The 15,237-nt window shown below is 68.4% G+C and carries 11 protein-coding genes and 1 riboswitch; of the genes, 8 read left to right on the forward strand and 3 right to left on the reverse strand.

What is annotated here, in order from left to right:
- Nucleotides 1-1,792: DNA polymerase III subunit gamma/tau domain-containing protein (locus E3T55_RS20520; protein ID WP_478213441.1), on the forward strand; the 1,792-nt coding region annotated here is incomplete at its 5' end.
- 3 nt (nt 1,793-1,795) lie between these two features.
- Nucleotides 1,796-2,395 (forward strand): recombination mediator RecR, encoded by a 600-nt coding sequence (recR, locus tag E3T55_RS18070; protein WP_134520937.1) that lies wholly within the window; start codon nt 1,796-1,798, stop codon nt 2,393-2,395.
- A gap of 302 nt (nt 2,396-2,697) precedes the next feature.
- Here recR and E3T55_RS18075 read toward each other — a convergent pair whose 3' ends face one another.
- The 3 genes from E3T55_RS18075 to E3T55_RS18085 all read right to left on the reverse strand — a co-directional run bounded on the left by E3T55_RS18075 (nt 2,698) and on the right by E3T55_RS18085 (nt 6,182).
- Nucleotides 2,698-4,116, reverse strand: coding sequence for an MFS transporter (locus E3T55_RS18075; RefSeq protein ID WP_241993138.1), 1,419 nt, complete (start codon nt 4,114-4,116; stop codon nt 2,698-2,700).
- Nucleotides 4,117-4,159: 43 nt separating this feature from the next.
- Nucleotides 4,160-5,824: a phosphomethylpyrimidine synthase ThiC gene (gene thiC, locus E3T55_RS18080; protein ID WP_166791834.1), complete on the reverse strand. Its 1,665-nt coding sequence runs from the start codon at nt 5,822-5,824 to the stop codon at nt 4,160-4,162.
- Nucleotides 5,818-5,925, reverse strand: a riboswitch (TPP riboswitch). It overlaps the preceding gene by 7 nt.
- An 11-nt stretch (nt 5,926-5,936) precedes the next feature.
- The gene (locus E3T55_RS18085; RefSeq protein ID WP_134520938.1) at nt 5,937-6,182 is read right to left on the reverse strand and encodes a hypothetical protein; all 246 of its coding nucleotides are present in this window, start codon (nt 6,180-6,182) and stop codon (nt 5,937-5,939) included.
- A gap of 179 nt (nt 6,183-6,361) precedes the next feature.
- On the opposite strand from E3T55_RS18085, the gene E3T55_RS18090 reads away from it, so the two are divergent.
- From E3T55_RS18090 to E3T55_RS18115, 6 genes are all read left to right on the forward strand, one after another.
- Entirely contained in the window at nt 6,362-7,639 is a 1,278-nt protein-coding gene (locus E3T55_RS18090) for an aspartate kinase (protein ID WP_134520946.1), read from the forward strand.
- Nucleotides 7,640-7,822: 183 nt separating this feature from the next.
- Nucleotides 7,823-8,890, forward strand: a complete 1,068-nt coding sequence (locus tag E3T55_RS18095; protein ID WP_134520939.1) for an aspartate-semialdehyde dehydrogenase — start codon at nt 7,823-7,825, stop codon at nt 8,888-8,890.
- Nucleotides 8,891-9,255: 365 nt separating this feature from the next.
- Complete coding sequence (locus tag E3T55_RS18100) at nt 9,256-11,754, forward strand: EAL domain-containing protein (protein WP_166791835.1); 2,499 nt, start codon at nt 9,256-9,258, stop codon at nt 11,752-11,754.
- The gene (locus tag E3T55_RS18105; RefSeq protein ID WP_134520941.1) at nt 11,751-13,415 is read left to right on the forward strand and encodes a sensor histidine kinase; all 1,665 of its coding nucleotides are present in this window, start codon (nt 11,751-11,753) and stop codon (nt 13,413-13,415) included. Before E3T55_RS18100 ends, E3T55_RS18105 begins: the two co-directional genes overlap by 4 nt.
- 55 nt (nt 13,416-13,470) lie before the next feature.
- Nucleotides 13,471-14,643, forward strand: coding sequence for a GGDEF domain-containing protein (locus tag E3T55_RS18110; protein ID WP_134520942.1), 1,173 nt, complete (start codon nt 13,471-13,473; stop codon nt 14,641-14,643).
- Between the two features lie 67 nt (nt 14,644-14,710).
- On the forward strand, nt 14,711-15,073 hold the full coding sequence (locus E3T55_RS18115; protein WP_134520943.1) for a hypothetical protein: 363 nt from the start codon (nt 14,711-14,713) through the stop codon (nt 15,071-15,073).
- The last annotated feature ends 164 nt before the right edge of the window (nt 15,074-15,237 follow it).

Genomic DNA, 15,237 nt, shown 5'->3' on the forward strand with positions numbered 1-15,237 from the left:
CGCGGCGCCGAAGCCGGTCGAAACGTCGGCGAGCGCGCGCATCGAACCGGCCGCGGCCGCCCGGCCGGCCGAGCCCGTCGCATCCGTCACCGCGCCCCGCGTGCACCCCGTCGGGCCGGTGTCGGTGCAACAGCTGCGTGACGCCTGGCCCGAGGTGCTCGAAGTCGTGCGCGCGGCGAAGGTCAGCGCCTGGCTCGTTGTCTACAACGCGCGAGTGCTCGAGCTGCGGGGCGGCGAGGTGCTCGTGCTGTCGTTCCCGAATGAGGCGGATCTCGCGAGCTTCAAACAGCGCCCCGCGCCCGGGCAGGGCATCAGTGACTTTCTGCGCGCGGCCCTGCTCGAGGTGCTCGGGCTGAAGGCGAAGTTCGTGGCGCGCACCGATGGCGGGCCGGGCGGCGGATCAGGCGGCTCGAGCGGTTCGAGCGGTGGCCCCGACGCCCCCAGCGGATCCGCGGTGACCCGCTCCGGGACGACCGAAACCGGGGCGACCGGCACGGTTCCCATGGCCGATGCCCCGGCGACGGATGCCGCAGCGGCCGCGCCAGGGTCGGGTCCGGTGCCGTGGGGCTCGGCGAGCGCGGCCGCACCGGCCCCTGTGCTGGCGGCAACCGTGCCGGCGACCCCTGTGCCGGAAACAACCGTACTCAAGGCAACCGTGCTCCCAGCGGCTGCCGAGTCGGAGCCTGATGCTGATGCTGATGCTGGTGCTGGTGCTGGTGCTGGTGCTGGTGCTGGTGCTGGTGCTGGTGCTGGTGCTGGTGCTGGTGCTGTGCCGCTGGTCGCATCCGCTGCTGACCCGGCTGACCCGGCTGGCCTTGCTGCCGGCTCGGCTGCCCGAGCCGATACCGACGTCTTTGCTGACACCGCAGTTGCCCCCAATGCGGTTGTTATTCCTGACACTGCTGTCGCTGCCTCTGGCGAAGTAATGACGCCGGCCTCGAACCTGACGCCGGTCCCCGACGAGTCGCCGACCCCGGACGTGACGTCGGCCTCGGACGTGACGTCGGCCTCGGACGTGACGTCGGACTCGGACGTGACGTCGGACTCGGACGTGACGCCGGCCTCGAACCTGACGCCGGCCCCTGACGAGTCGCCGACCCCGGACGTGACGTCGGCCTCGGACATGACGCCGACCCCCGACGAAACGACGCCCCCTGACGAGTCGCCGGCCCCGGACGAGGCGCCGGCTCGGGAGGCAGCAGCGCCTCCCGAGGTGACGGCAGCCCCGGACTTTGCTCCCACCGCACCGGTGACTCCGGTCGCGCCCGCCGCCACTTCGACCGGATGGGCGACCGTCGCCATCCCCGGATCGATCGGCGGTGCCGCCTTGGCTCCCGTGGCTGAGATCCCGGCCCCCGCGCAGGCCGTGCCTGCCGTGCCCGCTGCCGTTCCGTCCGCGCCGGCCCGGCCCGCGCAGGCCGAGGAGCCGCCGCCGTTCAGCGACGACGACGCCCCGCCGGACTTTGATTCCCCGCCCGACGACCCCTATGCGGCGACGCCGTATGTGCCGCGCGCGCCCGCTGCGGCCGGTCACAACCCGCCGCAGCAGAACCGGGCGGCGGCGCCCGCGGGCGCAACGGCCGGGGGAGTGCCGGCCCGGGCATCCGTCGCCGGAAGCGACCCAGGCAGCAACAACCCCAACCGCCCGCAGCCCGCGCAGAACCGGGCCGGCACGCGGCCGGCGTTTGCCGAGAAGCAGCGGTACGGCGAGGCTGTCATTCGCGAGATTCTCGGGGCCACGTTCCTCGAGGAGATCGCCCACGATTCGTCCCAGCGCCCGAGAGGGGCCTAGCTCATGTATGAAGGAATCGTTCAGGAACTGATCGATGAGCTCGGGCAGCTGCCCGGCATCGGGCCGAAATCGGCTCAGCGAATTGCCTTCCACATCTTGCAGACTGAGAAGTTTGACGTGACCCGGCTGGCCAATGTGTTGCTCGAAGTGCGCGACAAGGTGCGGTTCTGCGACATTTGCGGCAATGTGAGCGAGCAGCCGACGTGTCTGATTTGTCGGGATCCGCGCCGCAACTCGGCGCTGATCTGCGTGGTCGAAGAGGCCAAAGACGTCGTGGCGATCGAACGTACCCGCGAGTTCAAGGGGCTCTACCACGTGCTCGGCGGGGCGATCAGTCCCATCGACGGCGTCGGGCCCGACGACCTCAGCATCCGCCAGCTGATGCTGCGCCTCGCGGACAACACCGTGCAGGAGGTCATCATCGCGACCGACCCGAACCTGGAGGGCGAGGCGACGGCGACGTACCTGTCACGGCTGCTGACGACGCTCGAAATTCGGGTGACCCGGCTCGCCTCGGGTCTGCCGGTCGGCGGCGACCTCGAGTACGCCGACGAGGTCACCCTCGGCCGCGCCTTCGAGGGTCGCCGCGAGGTCACGCACTAGCCCCGCCCGGCGCGTACCATTCGACGGAGTGTGCGGCCGAAAGTGGCGTTTGTGGGCTGAAATTGGCTTCTAGCGGGCTGAACTCCGTCGAATGGTACATCGCCGGCCGGGTAACGGATGCGGTGGGCCGGCCTCGCGGCGCGGGCCGCGGCATCCGTCGCCGGCGCGTACCATTCGACGGAGTTGGGGGCCGAAAGTCACCTTTCCTGGCCGCAATCGGCCTGAAGCGGGCTGAACTCCGTCGAATGGTACAGACGCCCGGGCAGGTCAACCGCACAGACCGGGTGCGGCGCGGGCCGGGCTCAGCGCAGCGGGTGCCGCGTCGACACCCGAGGGCCCGCGGCCGCCCCGACCGCGACAAGCGCCCCCGCGAGTGCGAGCAGCGCTGCGACCGCTCCGTACTGCCCGAGCAGGCCCTGAAGCGGCGGCAGATAGTACGGATACAGGGCCGGCAGCACGATCGACAGACTGTATGCGACCCCGTATCCGCTTGACCGCACGGCCGCCGGAAACCGCTCCGTGAGATACGCGCCGACCGGGCCGTAGACCGAAACCGTCACGACATGCAGTCCTGCGACGAGCAACACCAGACCGGGCCCGGCGCCCTGTCGAAACACCGCGAGGTAGAGAACGGGTGCGAGCACCGCCGCCGCAAGGCCGAACGCCACGAAGAACCGGCGCCGGCCGACCAGCGTCGACAGCTGCCCGCACGCCGCCATCGTCACCGCCGATGCCGCCGTGGCCACGAACATCGTGAACGCCACGCGCTGGTCGTCCAACGAGTCGCTCGTCTTCAGCTGCCCGCTGAGCACAGCGACGGCCATGTTGGTGAACAACCACATGCCGCTCATCAGCACGAATACCTGCCACAACTGCTTCCGGTAGGCGCCGAACAGAATTTCCCGCAACGGATGCCGCGGCCGGGCCGGCACCGGCGCATCCGTCGGCGACGTGTCGACGACGTAACGGCGGTAATAGACGAGCAGGCCCAGGGCCATCAGACCGCCGAGCAGGAACGGCACCCGCCAGCCCCAGTCGGCGTAGCGGTCGGCACCGAGCGCGCCCAGCAGCACGAAGACCAGCGCGGCGATCGAGGCGTTGGCCCACGGCGACATCCACATGATCAGTCCGCTGACCAGGCCGCGGCGGCGCGGCGGCGCCCATTCCATCGCGAGCGGCACTGCGGCGGTATAGCCGCCGCCGATGAAGATGCCGCCGAGAAAGCGTAGCGCCACGATCAGCAGCAGCGTGCCAGCACCGAGCAGGCCGTGCGCGGGAACCGCCGCGATCAGCAGCGTCGTGAGGGCGACTCCGGCGATCGTGATCTGGGTGGTGCGGCTGCGTCCGATGCGGTCGGCGAGGGAGCCGAAAACGGCCGCGCCGAGCGGACGCCCGACGAGCGTGGCAATGAAGATCAGCCCCGCATTGGTGACCATGTTCTCGGTGCCGTAGAGGTGTGCGGCGGCCGGCGCGAGCGCGATGATCGGCAGAAAAATGTCGAACTGATCGACGTAGTTTCCCATGATTCCGCCCCGCACCGCCCGGCGGGCCGACGCCGACGGTGGCCCCGGTGCCGGCCGGGCGGTATCAGATGCCGACGGATGCGACGGGGCCACGACATCCGTCACGGTCGCCCCCGCCCCTGCCCCGTACCATTCGACGGAGATTGGCCCGAAAGTCCACGTCTTTGGGCCAGAACCGGTCGAGACCGTGCCGAACACCGTCGAATGGTACAGAGCCCGGGGACGTTCGCGCCGCGGCTCGTCACAGCGGCCGCACCGGCAGGTACACCGAGCTGCCGAGCGCCACGAACTGGGCCGACTTCGCCGACATTCCGGCCTCGATCGCCTCGGGGGTGGTGAGCCCGTTCTCGAGAGCGTAGGCGCGCACATCCGCGCTAATACGCATCGAGCAGAATTTTGGACCGCACATCGAGCAGAAGTGCGCGGTCTTGGCGGGCTCCGCGGGCAGCGTTTCGTCGTGGAAGCTGCGCGCGGTGTCGGGGTCGAGCGAGAGCGCGAACTGGTCGTTCCAGCGAAAATCGAAGCGCGCCCGGCTGAGCGCGTCGTCGCGTTCCTGCGCCCGCGGATGCGCCTTCGCCAGATCCGCGGCGTGGGCGGCGATTTTGTAGGTGATCACGCCGACCTTTACGTCGTCGCGATTGGGCAGGCCGAGGTGTTCCTTGGGCGTGACGTAACAGAGCATGGCGGTGCCGGCCTGGGCGATCATCGCCGCGCCGATCGCGCTCGTGATGTGGTCGTAGGCCGGCGCGATGTCGGTCGCGAGCGGGCCGAGCGTGTAGAACGGGGCCTCCTCGCAGAGTTCCTCCTCGAGCGCCACGTTTTCGACGATTTTGTGCATCGGCACGTGTCCGGGGCCCTCGATCATGACCTGCACGCCGTACGATTTCGCGATCTTCGTCAGCTCGCCGAGGGTGCGCAGCTCGGCGAACTGGGCCTCGTCGTTGGCATCGGCGATCGACCCCGGGCGCAGGCCATCACCGAGCGAGAACGTGACGTCGTAGCGCCGCAGAATCTCGCACAGCTCGACGAAGTGGGTATACAGAAAGCTCTCCTCGTGGTGCGCGAGGCACCAGGCGGCCATGATCGAGCCGCCGCGGGACACGATGCCGGTCACCCGTTTCGCCGTCAGCGGCACGTAGCGCAGCAGCACCCCGGCGTGCACGGTCATGTAATCGACGCCCTGTTCGCACTGCTCGATGACCGTGTCGCGATAAATTTCCCAGGTCAGCAAGGTCGGATCGCCCTTGACCTTCTCGAGCGCCTGGTAGATCGGCACCGTTCCGACCGGCATCGGCGCGTTGCGCAGAATCCACTCGCGCGTGAGATGGATGTCCTTACCCGTCGACAGATCCATCAGAGTGTCGGCGCCCCAGCGCGCGGCCCAGACCATCTTCTCGACCTCTTCGGCGACGGAAGACGTTACCGCCGAGTTTCCGATGTTCGCGTTGATCTTCACCGCGAAGGCCTTGCCGATGATCATCGGCTCGCTCTCCGGATGCCGGTGGTTGGCCGGTATCACGGCCCGCCCCCGCGCGACCTCGTCGCGCACGAGCTCGGGGGCGAGCCCCTCGCGGGCGGCGATGTACGCCATCTCGGGCGTCACGATGCCGGCCCGGGCCCAGACCAGCTGGGTCGCGGCACCGTCGATCGGCTCCGGGCGCGGCCAGGCGTCGCGAGTCTTCGCCAGGCCGGCGTCGACGTCGATCACGGCCGTCTCGTCGGTATACACGCCGGAGGTGTCATACAGATCGAAGTGTTCCCCGTTGCTGAGATTCACCCGACGCACCGGAAAGCGGATGCCAGGGTGCCCCGGCACGGGTTCGTAGCGTTTCGTGCTGCCCCAGATGGGGCCGGTCGTGACTGTGGTGCCGGTTTTCGGCATGCTTGTGGCGTCAATCGTGCGCATTGTGCAGAGCTCCCTACGCCGGCATTACCCGGACAGGTTCAACGGTCGACGGCCCTGGCCGCCCTCTCAGCTCGCTGGTGCGAGCTCCCGTGGTTGATGGTGTTGATGAGTGTCACTTCACCCTAACGCTGCCCCGGCCGCCGCTGCCGCCCGCCGCCGCGTACCATTCGACGGAGTTCGGCCCCGAAAAGGCGGTTTTCGCGCCAAACCGGGCCAGAAACGTGTTCAACTCCGTCGAATGGTACGGGGGCGGCGGGTAGCGGATGCCGCGGGCCGGCCCGGCGACCTGGTTGCGGCATCCGTCGCCCGGCCGAGAGCCGCCGAGAGCCGCCGAGAGCCGCCCGCCGCCGCGTACCATTCGACGGAGTTCAGCCCCGAAACCACGTTTTCACGCCCAAACCGGCCCAAACCCGCCCAGACTCCGTCGAATGGTACGGGCGGGCCGCGCGGCGTCACATGGCCCGACCGGGCAGGCCGCAGCATTTAGACTGGGCACTTGGTGACAACAACAGTCCCCAAGAACCCTCTGGAGTGCCCGTGGCCCTGATCGTGCAGAAGTTCGGCGGATCATCCGTCGCCGACGCCGAAAGCATCAAACGGGTCGCCCGGCGCATCGTCGACACCCGCAAAGCCGGCAACGAGGTCGTCGTCGCCGTCTCGGCGATGGGCGACTCGACCGACGAACTGCTCGACCTCGCCCACCAGGTCACCCCGATTCCGGCGCCGCGCGAACTCGACATGCTGCTCACCGCGGGCGAGCGCATTTCGATGGCGCTGCTCGCGATGGCGATCAAGAGCATGGGCTACGACGCCCGCTCCTTCACCGGCAGCCAGGCCGGCATGATCACGGATGCCCGCCACGGCTCCGCGCGCATCGTCGACGTGACCCCTGGCCGGCTGCGCGACGCTCTCGACGAGGGCGCCGTCGCGATCGTCGCCGGCTTTCAGGGCTTCAACCGCGACACCAAAGACATCACGACCCTCGGCCGCGGCGGCAGCGACACCACCGCCGTCGCCCTCGCGGCCGCGCTCGGTGCCGACATCTGCGAGATTTACACGGATGTCGATGGCATCTTCACCGCGGATCCGCGCGTCGTTCCCAACGCCCGCAAACTCGAGCGTGTGACGAGCGAAGAGATGCTCGAACTCGCCGCTGCGGGCGCCAAAGTCCTATATATACGTGCAGTGGAATATGCCCGTCGGCACGGCGTGACCCTGCATGTACGCTCCTCGTTCAATAAGAACACCGGCACAATCGTCTACAACGCGGCCGCCGCCCGCGCGAATGGAGAGACAGTGGAAGAGCCAATCATCGCGGGAATCGCCGCGGACCTGAGCGAAGCGAAGGTCACCGTCGTCGGCGTTCCCGACATTCCGGGCAAGGCCGCGCTCATCTTCAAGATCGTCGCGAACACCAACGCGAACGTCGACATGATCGTGCAGAACGTCTCGGCGGCCTCGACCGGCCTCACCGACATCTCGTTCACGCTGCCGAAGTCGGAGGGCGAGCAGGTGCTCACCGCCCTGACCAACGAGCAGACCCGCATCGGGTTCGCCGGTCTGCAGTACGACGACCAGATCGGCAAGCTCGCCCTGGTCGGCGGCGGCATGCGCACCAACACCGGCGTCTCGGCGAAACTGTTCGAGGCGCTCTACGAGGCCGGCATCAACATCGAGATGATCAGCACGAGCGAGATCCGCATCTCGGTCGTCACCCGCGCGAGCACGATCAACGAGGCGATGCGGGTCGTGCACCACGCCTTCGGGCTTGACGGCGACTCCGAAGCCGTCGTACACGGCGGTACCGGCCGCTAACCGGCCGGCCGGGTCGGCCCCGTGGGTCGGCCCCCGCGCATCACCCCGTCACCCTGTCCCTCCCTGTGGCGAATTCAGGAAATCGGCCCGCAGCATCCGCTCTGCGAACAGAATGTGGGCAAATCAGCCCGGATTTCCTGAATTAGCCACAGGGGACACCCCGCACGACGTTAGGAATCAACCGTGAGCACCGCAGCCCCCACCACCGGCCTCAACATCGGCGTTGTCGGCGCCACCGGACAGGTCGGGGCCGTCGTGCGTCGGCTGCTGGCCGAGCGCGATTTTCCGGTCGCCAGCATCCGCTTTTTCGCGTCGGCCCGCTCCGCCGGCACGTACCTGCCGTTCAAGGGCGTCGACGTGATCGTCGAAGACGCAGCGATCGCCGATCCGACCGGGCTCGACGTCGCGATCTTCTCGGCGGGCGCGACCCTGTCGAAGGCGCAGGCCCCGCGCTTCGCGGCGGCCGGCGTGACGGTCGTCGACAACTCGAGTGGCTGGCGGATGGACCCCGACGTGCCGCTCGTGGTGAGCGAGGTCAACCCTGAGGCCATCGACCTCGCGGTCAAGGGCATCATCGCCAACCCGAACTGCACCACGATGGCCGCGATGCCTGTGCTGAAGGCGCTGCACGACGAGGCCGGACTGGCCCGCCTCATCGTCAGCACCTACCAGGCGGTCTCCGGATCCGGACTCGCCGGCGCCTACGAACTCGCCAGCCAGGTGCGCGTTGCCGTGACCGACGAAAACCTGCTCGGCCTCGTGCACGACGGCAGCGCCGTGACCCTGCCCGAGCCGACCATCTACGTGCGCCCGATCGCGTTCGATGTGATTCCGCTGGCCGGTGCTCTCGTCGATGACGGACTCTTCGAGACCGACGAAGAGAAGAAGCTGCGCAACGAGAGCCGCAAGATCCTCGGCCTGCCGAACCTGCTCGTCTCCGGAACCTGCGTGCGCGTGCCCGTCTTCACCGGCCACTCGCTCTCGATCAACGTCGAATTCGACCGTCCGCTGTCGGTCGCGCGTGCGACGGAACTGTTGACGGATGCCCCGGGCGTCACTCTCACGGACGTGCCGACGCCCCTGCAGGCGGCCGGTCAGGACGACAGTTTTGTCGGACGCATCCGCCAGGACGAGGGAGTACCGGGCGGCCGCGGCCTCGCGCTCTTCATCAGCAACGACAACCTGCGCAAGGGCGCCGCCCTCAACGCGGTGCAGATCGCCGAACTGATCGCCGCTCGCCGCGCCTCTTAGCCCCCCGGGCCATCCGCTCGCCCCCGCCCCGCGTACCATTCGACGGTACTCGGTGCCGAAACGCGACAATCTGGCGCCTGAACCGTCTGCTGGTCGCCGTTCTCCGTCGAATGGTACGGGGCTCGACTTCGTCGGCAGTCCCGCGCCGGGCTGGCCCCGCCCCGCGTACCATTCGACGGCATTCGGCACCGAAACGGGACAATCTGGCGCCTGAGCCGTCTGCTGGTCGCCGTTCTCCGTCGAATGGTACGCGTGGCCACGGACCGTGCCAGAACGGGGGCGAAAAAAGGTACCAGATTTGGCGGAAAGAGGAGTACGTTCGACTACTGTCTGAAGGTGTGGGCGAAAAATGGACTTTGGCGGGCGTGACGCGCCCGGTATTCGTCGTGTTCGCCGTTCTGGCGCTGACCCTCATGGTCATTTCGGCCCAGGCCGCCATCGCCGCTCCCGGCCATCAGTGGCCCCTGATCGTGCTCGGCGTATTGTGCGCGGCGGCCCTCGAGATTCCCAAGCTGCAGGTCGGCAGCGTGCGTCACCGCACCCCCGTGATCACCCTGCCGGTGATCGCGCTGCTCGCCCTCGAGACGGTGCTGCCGCTGCGCATCTCGGTCGGCGTGATCGTGACCGGTGTGCTGGTCATCGAGGTGCTGCGCACTCAGCGCTGGGCGGTCGCGCTCTATCGCGCGGGCCTGACCGGGGTCGGCGGGGTGGTCTGCTCGCTCGTCTACCTGGGCCTGAACGCACCGCCGCTGTCCGTGCCGGTGCTGATCACCGCGGCCGTGGCCTCGATCAGCTACGTCGCCTTCGTGATCGCGGTCGGAACCTTCCGCATGCGCTACACGAAAGACGCCTTCGACCTCGGCGGCCGGCCCATGCTCTCGACCCGCCGGGTGCTGCTGGTCGGGGGAGGCTACGCCGCCGTCGCCGCCGCGGCGGCCCAGTGGAACCACGCCTTCGCCGACGGCAGCAGCCAGTCGATCGGTGTCGTCGTTGTGCTGCTCGCCCTGACCCTGCTCGCGGCCACCGAGAAACTCGTGATCCGCAGCCTGATCATGCGCCGTCGACTGGTCGGCATGATCGCCGGCGTCACCGCCCTCAACGCGAGCACCTTTCTCGAAACCCCGCGCCGCGACGTCTCCAGCGATGGGGGTTCGGGCACGGATGCCGCCACCGACATCACCGAAATGCTCTGCCGGGCGGTCTCCACCACGGTCGGTGTCGAGTCGGTGACCGTGCGCGATGCCCCGCCGGCCGCCGGCGAGATCGGTGTCGTCGTCGCCTTGACCGCCGGCACCGAACAGTTCGTGGTGGCCCACCGCGACCCGATGGACCGCGGCTTCACCCGCGACGACGAGCTCGCCCTGCGCGCCCTCGCTCAGACAGCGGATGCCGTCGTCACGGCCCGCTCGGACATCGGCGGACTGATCGTGCGCGCCAACACTGACCCGCTGACCGGGCTGCCCAACTACGGCGCCTTCCAGGTGTCCCTCGCCAACATCAATGAGCACCGCAACTACGAGGAGGCCCTCGCGGTCTTGTTTCTCGACCTCGACGACTTCAAACGCCTCAACGACCGCTACGGACACCAGGCCGGCGACAGCGTGCTGCACGAACTGGGGCGGCGGCTGCGGCGGGCGGTCGGCCCGCACGATGTGGTCGCCCGGGTCGGCGGCGACGAATTCATCGTCATCCTCACCCGGCTGACGAGCCTGTCAGAGGCCAAGGCGATGGCCGAGCAGATTCTCGCGGACGTCGGCCAGCCGCTCACCGTCGGCCTCAACCACTTCACCCTCGTGCTGAGCATGGGCCTGGCCTACTCCGCGCAGCAGGAGAGCGACGTGTCCCTGCTCATCCACGACGCCGATCAGAGCATGCTTGCCGTCAAGCGCAGCCGCCGCGCCGGCGGGCCATCGAACGAGAGCAGCCTCAGCATCAGCGAACACCGTTCCACCGCCATGGACGACCTCATCGCCCACGCAATCGACGACGACCTGCTCGAACTCGCCTTTCAGCCCATCGTCAGCCTCGTGACAAATCAGATTTGGGCCTTCGAGGCCCTGGTGCGGTACACGGATGCCGAACTCGGCCCGGTCTCCCCGCCCGCCCTGGTCGAAAAAGCGAAGAGCCTCGGCCGGCTCGACGCCCTCACCCGTCAGGTCGCGATCAAGGCCATGCGCGCCGCCGCCGACTTTCGGCTCGAAGACTCCCGCATCGTCTGCATGACCTTCAACGTCGAGGCCGCGCAGATCGTGCCGGCCCGGCTCGGCGATTTCGTCGAGATTCTGGCCGACCGGTATCCCGAGATTTCGCTCTGCCTCGAGCTCAACGAACGCTCGGTCGCGAAGGTTTCGGCCGAGATCCGCGCCCAGGTCGAGCACCTGCGCGATGCCGGCATCATGATCGCGCTCGACGATTACGGCTCGGAGGACTCCTCGGTTGACGCCCTGGTTCGGCTGCCGATGGATATTCTCAAGATCGACCGCAGCCTCGTGGACGATCTGGCCGACATCCGTCAGCGCGAGGTACTGACCGCGCTGCAGGGCTTCGGGGACAAGCTCGAGTACTCGATGATCGTCGAGGGCGTCGAGAACGCGTTCATGGCCGAGCAGCTGAACATGCTCGGAATTCGCGCTGCTCAGGGCTTTCACTACGGCATGCCGCAATCGTACGAGGTGACCCGGCACCGACTCGAACGGTTCGGCGCCGCCGCGATCGTACCCACCGAGTTGCCCGCCGCGGTAGTCGACGAGGTCGCACGGAGGGATGCCCCGGCTGCCGCCCCGGCTGCCGCTCCGCGAGCCGCCGCACCAGCTGCCGCCCCGGCATCCGCTGCCCCGATCGGGCGGCCGGTGCCGCTGCCGTGACGCTCCCGATTCAGGTCGCCCCGCCGCGCCGGCGACACTCCGTGGTCACCCCGCGGGTGGAACGCTCGGTGTTTCTCTCGCAGCTGCTGCTCGCCGGTGCCATGCTGCTGCTCGTCGCGGTGGCGACGCTCGTGGATCCGCTCGTGCTCGCCGACCCCCAGTTTTTCGCTGGGCTGACGATCATCTTCGTCATGACCGGGGTCGCGGCTGCGGTGCCGTGGCGACGCATCGACAAACGCTTCACGGCCTTGCTGCCGGTGATCGACATCGTCGGGCTGGCGCTCGCCCGCGACGGTCAGCCGCTGAGCGGCGTGACCCTGCTGCTGGTGTTTCCGGTGATCTGGATGTCTACCCACTTCGGTAAGGCCGGAGCGGTCGGCGGCGTGGCGTTGTCCGCGGTGCTGATCTGGCTGCCCGTGGCTCTGGGCTTCGACCGACTGCTCGCGAGCGAGGTGTCCCGCCTCGCCGTCGTGCCGATCATGCTCTCGTTCGTGGCGGCGATGACCTACGCGACCACACATCGGGCGGCAGCGCAACGGGTGCTGCTGACCCAGCAGGCCGACCTGTTCGAGACCGCGCTGCGGCGCTCGAAGCGCCAACGCAAGACCCTCGACGAGATCTTCGACGCGGTCGACTTCGGTGTCGTCGGGTTCGACCGGGCGCGGCGCCCCACCTTCATCAACCGGGCCCAGCGTGAGCTGCTCAGCCGGTTCGGGGTGCTCGACGGGCAACCGACGACCGAAATCGTCTACATGGACGACCAGCGCACCGCCTTCGCCTCGACCGAACGTCCCTACGACCGTGCCCTGCGCGGTGACACGGTCGACCGGCTCACGGTCTGGATCGGTGACGCCGGCCAGCAGCAGGCGGCGCTGCTGATCTCGGCCCGCCCGGTGCTCGACGACCACGGCGACTTCGACGGCGGCGTGATGGTGGTGCGCGACGTGACCCAGGAGCTGCGGCTGGTCAAGGCCAGGGACGACCTCGTCGCATCCGTTTCGCACGAACTCCGCACCCCGCTGACCTCGATCCTCGGCTACCTCGAACTGGTGCTCGACGATGACCGGCGCGGCGCCGACCAGCTCGATGCCGACAGCCGGCGCATGCTCGGCCTCGCGTCGAAAAACGCCGACCGGCTGCTGGTGCTCGTCGCCGAGCTGCTCACCGCGGCAAGCGACACCCGGCACACCCTCGCGCTGCGCGTCGCGCCCTGCGAGCTGTCGAGCATCGTCACCGACGCGATCGAATCGCTCACCCCGCTTGCGGCCGAGCGTCAGATCGTCTTCGAAACCGGAGTGCTTCCGGTCGTCGCGCTCGAGGCGGATGCGTTCCGCCTGCGCCAGGTCGTCGACAACGTCTTCTCGAACGCGATCAAGTACAACGTGCTCGCCGGGCGCATCACGGTGCTGATCGAGGCGACGGATGCCGCGGTCGAGCTGCGCGTGACCGACACCGGTCGCGGAATGACCGACGAGGAACAGCTGCACCTGTTCGACCGCTTCTACCGGGCGGACTCGGTGCGCGGCTCGAGCGTGCACGGTTACGGCCTCGGACTGAGCATCAGCCGCGACATCGTGCGCCAGCACGGCGGTGATCTGCGGCTCGAATCGCGGGCGGGTCGCGGGGCGACGGCCATCGTGAGCCTTCCGCTGCGCCGATGAGGGCGGCATCCGTCACCCTGTTATTGTTCGAATTGCCTGTGAGAAGAGAGACCCGATGACCCTCGACACGAACACGATGTTCATCGTGAGTGCGGTGGTGGTGACGCTGTGCGGCGTGACCTTCATCGTGAATGCCGCGTTCAACCGGCACGATGCGGCCGGACGGCTCTGGAGCCTCGCGTTCATCGCCGCGATGCTCGTGGGCGTCGCGTACGGCCTGCAGATGGTCTCGCCCGAGGCGTGGTGGGGCATTGCGCTGGGCAATACCTCGCTCGCGGTGTGCGTGGGGTCGATCTGGTCGGGGGTGCGGCTCTACAACGGGCGGGCGTCCGGCGCGCTCGTATCGGTCGGGCTCGCGCTGTTCATCGCGGCATCCGGTCTGGTCTATGGGCCGCGGGGCGGCGAATGGGCCGGGGTCGTGGAGCTGTGGTTCGTGCTCGCGCTGCTCGCGGCGCTCGCCACCCACGAGGCGATGCGCGGGCGCCTCGGACGCAACCTGAACGGCCGCATCATGGCGGCGGTGATGGCGATCACCGCCGTCTTCAACGGTAGTCGGGCGATCGTGTTTCTCGTCGATGGCCCCAACGGCGCGGTCTTTCAGCAGTATTTCAGCGCGAGTGTCGCGACAATGGTCAACCTCTCGCTCGTCGTCGTGATGTCGACCGCGGTCGCCGTGTTGCGGGCCGAGCGCTCGGGCGTCAACGCCGTCGGCGACGTGACGGAGGGCATCCGTTCCCGGGCCGGGGTGCTCGCGGCGTCGGTGTTCGCGCAGGAAGCGACCGATCACATCGACAGGGCCGCGCACGTGCGGGCCGGACTGGTGCTGGTCGGAGCGGATATCGACAACCTGCCGGAGATCAACACGGCGTTTGGCCGCGGGGCCGGAGACGAGGCCATCGAGCGGTTCGCGCAGACGCTGCGGCGCAATGCCCCCGTCATGGCCGTGATCGGGCATTATTCTTCCGGACGGTTTCTGCTGCTGGCCGGGGTCGGGTCGGGAGCCGAGGCGCTCAGCATTGTCGAACACCTGCAGAGTGCCCTCGTCGACGATCCGCTGACCGAGCCGAGCCAGATTCGCCTGACGGCGAGTTTCGCCCTCGCCGACACCTACGACCACGGCTACGACCTGGCGGCGCTGAACGCGGCGGTCTGCGACGGCATCGCGACCGTGAAGTTCGGCGGCGGCAACCTGATCGCGACGGCGGCGATCTCGACGATCGTGTCTTGACCGTATCTTGAGGTAAAGCTGATGCGCCGAAGCGGCGAACCCGGCCGCGGGCTGTCAGAGTTGAGGGGTGACACGTGAAGAGGGTGCCCACCTCGAGCAGGCCGCGCTGCGGGATCTCGACGAGCAGCTCGGCGGCGACAGCGTTCCGCAGCAGCGCTTCGTGGGGGACTTCGTGGCGCTCTGGGGCGTGCGCACCGAGCGGCTCGAACGCGCGCTGGATCATGCCCACCTGCACGATGCCGACGTGGTGTTGCTGAGCATCCGCTCAACGAGCCGCATGTTGGGGGCCGTACGGCTCGAGGCCGAGGCCGCGCTGATGCACCGCGCGGTGCTGCGGGGTGACGTGTCGGTCGCCCGCGCGCACCTGCCGCGCCTGTGCTCTCTCGGCACCGAGGCCTGCCGCGACCTGAAGGCCCACTTCAGCCTCTAGCAAGTTCTGTGCGTACCATTCGACGGAGTTCGGCTCGGTTTGGGGCTGTTCTGGGCCAGGGCAGTGGGCAAAGTCATATGGTCGTAGCAACGCTTCAGGAGATGGAGCGTTTCATGCCTAAGTTGTTTCCCGCTAACACCCGTACTGAGTTCGTTGATCTGATC

This window comes from Cryobacterium frigoriphilum (assembly GCF_004403305.1).
Classification (GTDB): Bacteria; Actinomycetota; Actinomycetes; order Actinomycetales; family Microbacteriaceae; genus Cryobacterium; species Cryobacterium frigoriphilum.